General features: G+C 64.5%; 8 protein-coding genes. 2 read left to right on the forward strand and 6 right to left on the reverse strand.

Annotation, left to right across the window (positions count from 1 at the left end):
* The first annotated feature begins 30 nt into the window (after positions 1 to 30).
* Positions 31 to 999, forward strand: coding sequence for an HhH-GPD family protein (locus AC4CS3_RS16205; protein ID WP_490784331.1), 969 nt, complete (start codon positions 31 to 33; stop codon positions 997 to 999).
* Between the two features lie 35 nt (positions 1,000 to 1,034).
* Here the strand turns inward: AC4CS3_RS16205 and AC4CS3_RS16210 are convergent, their stop codons facing one another.
* Positions 1,035 to 1,703, reverse strand: coding sequence for a class I SAM-dependent methyltransferase (locus AC4CS3_RS16210; protein ID WP_490784332.1), 669 nt, complete (start codon positions 1,701 to 1,703; stop codon positions 1,035 to 1,037).
* A 487-nt stretch (positions 1,704 to 2,190) separates the two neighbouring features.
* On the opposite strand from AC4CS3_RS16210, the gene AC4CS3_RS16215 reads away from it, so the two are divergent.
* On the forward strand, positions 2,191 to 2,373 hold the full coding sequence (locus tag AC4CS3_RS16215; RefSeq protein WP_490784333.1) for a hypothetical protein: 183 nt from the start codon (positions 2,191 to 2,193) through the stop codon (positions 2,371 to 2,373).
* A gap of 66 nt (positions 2,374 to 2,439) precedes the next feature.
* Here the strand turns inward: AC4CS3_RS16215 and dhaM are convergent, their stop codons facing one another.
* The 5 genes from dhaM to AC4CS3_RS16240 form a co-directional block, all read right to left on the reverse strand.
* On the reverse strand, positions 2,440 to 3,135 hold the full coding sequence (gene dhaM / locus AC4CS3_RS16220; protein WP_490784334.1) for a dihydroxyacetone kinase phosphoryl donor subunit DhaM: 696 nt from the start codon (positions 3,133 to 3,135) through the stop codon (positions 2,440 to 2,442).
* Positions 3,132 to 3,782 (reverse strand): dihydroxyacetone kinase subunit DhaL, encoded by a 651-nt coding sequence (gene dhaL, locus AC4CS3_RS16225; protein WP_234753990.1) that lies wholly within the window; start codon positions 3,780 to 3,782, stop codon positions 3,132 to 3,134. The genes dhaM and dhaL overlap by 4 nt, the downstream gene beginning before the upstream one ends.
* Positions 3,783 to 3,784: 2 nt before the next feature.
* Positions 3,785 to 4,786 carry a dihydroxyacetone kinase subunit DhaK gene (gene dhaK, locus AC4CS3_RS16230; protein WP_490784335.1) on the reverse strand — a complete coding sequence of 334 codons (1,002 nt, stop codon included), beginning with the start codon at positions 4,784 to 4,786 and terminating at the stop codon, positions 3,785 to 3,787.
* Between the two features lie 503 nt (positions 4,787 to 5,289).
* Positions 5,290 to 5,799 carry an amino-acid N-acetyltransferase gene (locus tag AC4CS3_RS16235; protein ID WP_059388339.1) on the reverse strand — a complete coding sequence of 170 codons (510 nt, stop codon included), beginning with the start codon at positions 5,797 to 5,799 and terminating at the stop codon, positions 5,290 to 5,292.
* A 28-nt stretch (positions 5,800 to 5,827) separates the two neighbouring features.
* On the reverse strand, positions 5,828 to 7,930 hold the full coding sequence (locus tag AC4CS3_RS16240) for a S9 family peptidase (protein ID WP_490784336.1): 2,103 nt from the start codon (positions 7,928 to 7,930) through the stop codon (positions 5,828 to 5,830).
* Between the last annotated feature and the right edge of the window lie 130 nt (positions 7,931 to 8,060).

Raw genomic sequence — 8,060 nt, forward strand, 5'->3', positions numbered from 1 at the left:
GGCACGCCACGAACCGCAGCAAGGATCTCCATGTCACTGCCAGGCGCCGCTGAACTTGCCGGCACCCATCGCCTCACGGACTTGCACCAGTCCATGGACCGCTGGTTCTCCGAGGTGGCCCGCATATTGCCGTGGAGGTCGCCGGACTGCAGCCCGTGGGGGATCCTGGTCAGCGAGGTCATGCTGCAGCAGACTCCGGTAGTCCGCGTCCTGCCGGTGTGGAGAGACTGGATGGAACGCTGGCCGGAACCCGCGGATCTCGCAAAGCAGCCTTCGGGCGAGGCCGTGCGACATTGGGGAAGGCTCGGTTATCCCCGCCGCGCGCTCAGGCTCCATGCGGCCGCCGTCGCGATCGTGGAAGAGCATGGAGGCAGGGTGCCGGACACGCATCCCTCCCTGTTGAGCCTTCCCGGCGTCGGCGACTATACGGCCGCGGCCGTGGCTGCTTTTGCTTTCGGTCGCCGCGAAACGGTCGTAGACACGAACATCCGGCGCGTGCATGCCCGGCTCGTTTCGGGACTTGCGCTTCCGGCGCCGTCGCTCACCGCGTCGGAGATGCGCCTCGCCGAATCACTCATGCCCGACGACGTCGGGCTCTCCGTCCGCTGGAACGCTTCCGTCATGGAACTCGGAGCGCTCGTGTGCACCGCCCGCTCCCCCAAGTGCCTGGACTGCCCCGTCCGCGATTCCTGCGCGTGGCTTGCCGCAGGCGAACCGCCCCCCACGTACACGCCCAGGGGCCAGGCGTGGCATGGCACGGACCGGCAGTTGCGGGGTGCCGTCATGGCCGTGTTGCGTGAGGCAGAGTCGCCGGTAGCCCCTGAACTCTTCGAACGACCCGCAGCTGACCTCGGTTTCGCCGCCGAGGGCGCGGCCGTCCCGCTGGCGGCCCTGCACCGCTTGAATTCGGCCCCGGAGCAGCTGGAACGGGCACTCGAAGGACTCCTGCGCGACGGCCTGGCCGAGATGCACGACGGCGGGCTGCGGCTTCCGGCCTAGGCTTCCTTTTCGCCGCTTCCGCCACGCTGCTTCCTTCACGCCGTTGCCGGTTTGCGCGCTGGCTTGCGGGCTAGGAGATACGCCTGCGGGGTCTTCTCGTACCTGCCGTCCGGCTCGCGGAGAAGCTGCGCTTCAACAACAAAGCCAGCCTGAAGGAGGAGCTCCATGATGCGCTCAGGCGGCAAGCGGTAGGCGTCGAGGTCGATTTCGTGGCCATACGCGAAGTCAAAATGCCTTGGCTCGTCGCCGGCCTGGAACGCGAGCAGCAGCAAGCCGCCGTCCAGAAGGGTCCGGTGGAACTCCGCGAACACTCCCGGCAAACGGGCCGGCGGCGTATGGATGATCGAATACCAAGCGACGATGCCACCCAGAGTGCCGTCATCCAGCTCCAGGGCCTCCATCGACCCTTCATCGAACTGCAGGCCTGGGTGGTCCTTGCGGGCTACTGTCACCATCTCCGGCGACAGGTCGATGCCTAAAGCCGACAGCCCGAGGGAATCCAGGTACGCCGTGATCCGTCCGGGCCCGCAACCGATGTCGGCAACCGCCCCGCCTCCGGAGGACCGCACGAGCTCGGCGAACGCGCCGAGCATGGCCCGGTCAAAGGGTTTGGTGTCGAGTTCGTTGCGCAGGAGTTCAGCGTAATCGGCGGCTACCGTGTTGTAGGCGGCGCGAGTGGCATGCAGATCCGAGGGTTCAGTCATGCAAAGAACCCTATTCTCTGCGGTCGGCGCATTCCTTGCGCACTGCGGAAAACCCTGCCAAACCCGGCCGGACATGGCCTTGAGGTCGCGGAGCCGCAACGATCCGCAGATGTCGGTAACGATGTGCCTGCCAGTTGCAGGTATCCCGTTCCGGGCCCCGGCTGCGGGATTATTCTCAAGTATGCGCAGGTTGTGGGCCGCCATTGCATTGACCACGACGGCGGCGCTCTGGTCGGGATGCGAACCTCAAGTCACCGTTTGTCCGGCAATTGCGATGGCCCCCGTGGTCTCCCTGACAATCACGGCAGAGTACGCGCCAACGATCAAAACCGTCCATTTGAAGGCATGCCAGGACGGGAAATGCCGCGAGGGTGATTTGGAGCTGCGCCCGGGCAGCGTGTCGCTCCCTCAATCCTGCGGGCCGGAACCTGAAGGGTCATGCTCTGCCGTCACATCACCGGATGGCACCCGCTATGGCTTCCTCAACATGGGAACACTGACGTCCTCGCCTATCGATGCCGAAGTGACTGGCACGGACACAAACGGCGGGACCTTGCCCGTCAGGACACTCAACTTCACCCCGAAAAGCGCCAAACCGTGGGGCGAGCAGTGCCAGACCGCCATCACGGCGAGCCTCGTGCTCGATGCCTACGGCCTGCGGCAGTCCTGAACACCGCGCGCACCACACCCCCGCACCACGGCAAATCCCGGCATGCAGCGACATCTCGGCGCGGCGTCAGATCTCGCCGAATCCCTGTTCCACCAGCCGCCTGACGTAGTCCACGGCTTTCGATGAATCTTTGCCCCAAGCCTCGACCTTGAGCTTGCCGCCCTTGCCCACGGCGAGGCTCATGAGTTCCATAATGGAGGTGCCATCGACGCCATTTACCGTTGCTTCGACATCCAGGCCGGCGAGTCCGCCCGCGATTTTGGCCGCAGGCCTGGCGTGCATTCCCATGGGGTTTACGAGTTCGAATTCGCCGCTTTCCGCCGGTTCGCCCCTGCCTTGGGATTCAGCGGACCGCGCGGCCTCAAAAACGAGCTCCTGACCGAATCGCACCGCCTCGGCGGCGGCCTTCACTGCGGCCATCGGGGCACCACCTTGGGTGGCCACTGCGGCCGCAACGAGGCCCTCAACCAAGGGAGCGTCGGCAAGGAGGACTTGGTCCGGCTCGCTGCAGAACTCCGCGGCTGATTCTGCCGTCATGACCGCGGAACCAAGGTCCGTCAGGACCACCACGCCATCCCCTGAAGCCTCCCCAAGTCCTGCCTCGAATGCGGCGATCGTTTTGTCCAGGTCCGTGCCAATCCGGCCATCATCCGTGCCGCCGACGGCGTAGAACTTCACATCGGGGGCCATCTGCGCCGCCAATTCCACGGCACCTTCCGCGATTTTCCGGCTGTGTGAGACCACCACCAAGCCCACCGTCATTCGGCGGCCCCTTCAGGAAATCCTGCAGCGGTAGCGGCTGCGCGCAATAACAGGGCGGAAGACGCAGCCCCGGGATCTCGGTGACCTGCGCTGCGTTCACCGAGGTAGCTTGCGCGACCCTTGCGGGCTACCAGCGGATCTGTCGTGACGGCACCAACCTCGGCAGCCTCAGCCGCCGCGGCCAACACCGCCACAGCATCTCCACCGGCCACCAGGACCTCGTCCGCCGCTTCCACAGCCGGAGACCAGGCGTCCACCATGGTTTTATCGCCAAGCTCCGCCTTACCGCGGGCAACAATTCCGTCCCGGGCTGCGGTCAGTGCGCCGGCGAGCGCCGCTGCATCAACGTCCGCGCTTTCTCCCAGCGCCGTGGCCGCCCGAAGATACGCGGTTCCATACAGCGGTCCGGCCGCCCCGCCCACCTTTGACATCAGCGCCATCGCGGCCAGCTTCAGGGCTGCGCCAGGTGTCTCGGGCGGAGTCTGGGCAAGTTTCTCCATGACGGCCTGGAATCCCCGGTCCATGTTTTCGCCGTGGTCGGAGTCGCCTATCGCACGGTCCAGCGCAATCAATTCCTCCCGATGCTCGGACATGAGCCGAGCGGAGAGGGTCAACCATTGGACCGCCCATTCGACCCCCAGGCCCACTGTCACATCCCCCAACGCAGGGCCGGAGTATGGACGGGTGCGTCCCACAGGGCGGTCAGTTCGTCATCGAGCCGCAGTACCGAGATGGAGCAGCCTTGCATCTCAAGCGACGTGACATAGTTGCCCACCAGTGAGCGCTCCACCTTGGCTCCTCTTTCCGCGAGGATCTGGGCCGCCCGGCGGTAGACAATGTACAACTCACTGAGGGGCGTACCGCCCATTCCGTTGACGAAGAGCAGCACCTCTTCACCGGCCTTGATCCCGAGGTCCTCCAGGACGGGGACCAATAGGCGGCTGGTGATGGCGTCGGCTCCCTCCATGGCGATCCGGTGCCTGCCCGGTTCGCCGTGAATGCCGATGCCGATTTCGATTTCGTCGTCAGCGAGTTCAAAGCTGGGTATCCCGGCATGCGGCACGGTGCAGCCGGACAAGGCGACGCCCATAGTGCGCACGTTGCGGACGACTCCCTCCGCCACACCCGCGACGGCCTCCAACGAATCCCCACGCTCCGCTGCCGCGCCGGCAATCTTTTCGACCAGCACAGTGCCACCCACGCCGCGACGGCCTGCCGTATACAGGGAATCCTCCACAGCGACGTCGTCGTTGACGAGAACCGAGCGGACGCTGATTCCTTCAGCCTGGGCCATCTCTGCCGCGGTCTCGAAGTTCAGCACGTCACCGGTGTAGTTCTTCACGATGTGTATGACGCCGGCGCCTGAATCGACTGCGGCGGTCGCCGGAATGATCTGGTCAGGAGTGGGCGAGGTGAACACGGCACCCGGCACGGCGGCGTCGAGCATTCCGTGCCCCACAAAGCCGGCATGAAGGGGCTCGTGGCCGCTCCCACCTCCCGACACAAGCGCCACTTTGCCGGCCACGGGCGCTCCTTTTCGAACGACGAAGATGGGGTCCGTATGGACGTCGACGAGATCGGCATGGGCCATGCCGAAACCTTCGACAGACTCGTCCACCACCGAGCGGGGATCGTTGATGAGCTTTTTCATGGCGCGCTCCTGGGGCGTTGCTGGTAGGTGATTTGACCCTACTACCAGCGCCCCGGGCACGGTAGGGGAACGGTCCGTATGTGGGGACGTGCAACACAGAACCCAGCGACGGAAACGCAGAAGGGACAACCCCCAATGGTTGTCCCTTCTGAAAAACCTTCCGGCATCCGCCCGGTCAGTGCGGCGGCCCGCCCACCGTCAAACGACCGATGCTGAAGTCTTGGGGTGTTGCGTCTTTGGCCATCGAGTCGGGCCAAAGATCCGTGCACCCGGACCGCATGCAACCTCCGGTCCCCTGCTTGCGCGACTCGGGTGTGGCGCCGGGACGCGGCATGTCAATTTGGAAACCTGAAAAGTCCGGAAACATAACGTGGTACTTCATTTCTCGCCTCCACAGTATGGTTGGCCCGCCGCAACCGAGCCTCAACTAGTTTATCCATCAAGTTGATATACGTAAAGAGGTCAGGGCTGGCACATACAGGAGCCAAGGAGAAGAAGCGGAGCTAAAGGACCTTGATCATGCGGGTGTTGCCCAGGGTATTGGGCTTCACGCGGGCCAGATCCAGGAACTCGGCCACGCCTTCGTCATGGGAACGCAGCAATTCCGAGTAGACCTGGGGATCGACGGCGGTTTGGTCCGCCATGACTTCGAATCCGTGGCGCTTGAAGAAGTCCACTTCGAACGTCAGGCAGAAGACACGCGCAACCCCCAAGGCCCGGGCGTCCTCCAGGAGTTGCTGGACAAGGACGTGACCCACGCCTTTGCCCCGCCAATTGTCGTCCGCCGCCAAGGTGCGCACCTCGGCCAGGTCCTCCCACATGACGTGCAAGGCACCGCAACCGATCACCTCGCCATCGGACGATTCGGCAATCCGGAACTCCTGAAGGCTCTCGTAGTAGGCCACGGTCTCCTTGGCCATCAGGATTCGCTGCTCCGCCAGAGGCGCTACAAGCCGCTTGATCGCGGCAACATCGCCGGTGCGGGCAGGGCGGATACTGAACGTCGAAGTCACAGCCACAATCTTACGAGGCCGAAGGCGCCTAAAGCCCCAGGTCGTCAGGAAGAGGAACGTCCTGTCCAAGTACCTGCTTGGAAAGGAAGTGCTCCACGACGCCGTACCAGACCTTGGCGTGCTGCGGCTGCAGGATCCAATGGTTCTCGTCAGGGAAGTACAGGAAGCGGTGCTGGGTCTCACCGTTCTCATCGGCGGGCAGCCCGGAACTGGAAAGCAGTTCGTACCAAAGCCTCAGGCCCTCGCCGATCGGCACTCGGTAGTCCTTGTCACCGTGGATCACCAGCATGGGTGTCTTGATCTTCCCGACATGGAGATGGGGCGAGTTGTCCAGTGCCATCTCTGCGGTCATTTCCTTGAGCCAGTACTGCGAAGCGTCCGTTGTGGGCCCGAACTGGTCCATGGCCCACAGACTGGCGTGCGTCACGATCGCCTTGAAACGATCCGTGTGCCCGGCCACCCAGTTGGCCATGTATCCGCCGAACGACCCACCCATGGCGGCTGTCCGCGTCTGGTCAATGTCGGGCCGCTGGACCACTGCGTCGGTGATGGACATAAGGTCCGTATACGGCGCCTTGCCCCATTCGCCCCAGCCGCGCTGGATGAATTGCTGGCCGTACCCGGTGGACAATGCCGGGTCCGGCAGCAGCACGGCATACCCCTTCGACACGAACAGCCATGGATTCCACCGCCAGGTCCAGGCATTCCACGAGCCCAACGGCCCGCCGTGGATCCACAACAGCAAGGGCGCCGGATTCGCCCCCGACGCGCCTTCCGGGAGCGCGAGGTAGGCCGGAACCCTCGAACCATCAGCCGCGCTCGTCTCCACCCGCTCCAACTTGCCTTTGATCGTGGGGCGCTCAGCGGGCGCGGGGAGCCGCTCGACGTCGCCCGAGGCGAGCTCGATCCGGACGACTTCCGCCGGGAATTCATAAGAGCTGCGCAGCGCGAACGCACTCAGCCCATCCGGCGAAACCACGACGTCGGTGTACGCCGCCGCATCCTGCGTCACCCTGGTGACCGTACCGTCCGCGACGGCGACCCGGAAGACCGGCGTCGCGCCGTCGTCGTCGGCTGTGGCGAGGAGCGAGTGCCCGTCCGGCAGCCAGGCCGCGGCGTTGCCCCAGCGGTCCCAAGCGGGCGCGAGGGGCTCTAGGTCAAGGGTTTCTCCCGCCCCGACGTTCAAGAGGTGGAGTTTGACCTGGGGTGCCTGCCCGGGGGTACTGTCGCTTTCGCTGACTACCGAGAGCTTCTTGTTGTCAGGGCTGACCGGGCCCGGGAAATAGCTCATTCCCTCATGGTCAAGGAGCACCTTGATCGAGCCGGAGGCCACATCGACAGCGGCGAGCACAAAGCGCGTGTCCGCCTTCGCGAGCGGCTTGGCCAGGCTCGTATAGATCGTCTTGCCGTCCGGGCTGACCACCGCGTGGGTGTTGCGGAGGTTGCCGCCGACGTCGGGCGTCAGATTGCGCAGCTTCAGGGGTGCGGTTGCGTCCACGGTCGCGGGCTTCCCGGACTCAGCCGCGCCTCCGTTTTCCACGGCGAACAGCCTGGGCTGGGCCGGGCCCAGATCTGCGTCCCAGTAACGCACCGGGTAGCCGGTGTGCAGAATGGCCGCTACCTTGTTGTCCTTGCGGCTCTTGCGGCGCTCCTCGTCATTTTCCTCATCGGTGGAACCGGCAAGGACCGAGGCCGTCACGAAAGTTTCGTCCGCGGCAGACGCGGCCATGACGCCCCCGATTCCGCCTGCACGGGAGTGCACCACCCGGGCCTCACCGCCGTCGGCCGGCAGGAGCCACAACGCGCTCACGGGATCCGCTTCGGGGCTGTCAGGATCGGGCCGTGCTGAGGTGAAGTAGAGGTCACCGTTGGCAGCAAACACCGCGCCGGTTTCTCCCTTGGCGCTGCGGGTGATGCGGCGGGCGTGCTTCTTTCCGGCAGGATCAAGCTCCCAAAGGGCCGTGACGTATTCAGTGCCCTTGGCGTTGAGCGTGGAAACCGTAGTGACCAGGCGGCTTCCGTCCGTGCTGAGAGCCAGGCCGCCGACCCGGGGGATGGCCAGGTAGTGGTCCAGATCGTGGAAAGGAGTTTCGGGTTGCGTACTCGGGGTCTCGGAGGCATTCGAATCCATGCTCTGATTCAACACGCAATGTGCCCCAGATCACAAAAGGTTCACTAAGAGTGAAACAGTTACTTCAGATAGTCACCCAACTGGCTCGCAGTTGTTGACCCTTCTATGGTTGTCAAGCGCTGCAAGAGGC

The organism is Arthrobacter sp. SE2 (assembly GCF_058244265.1).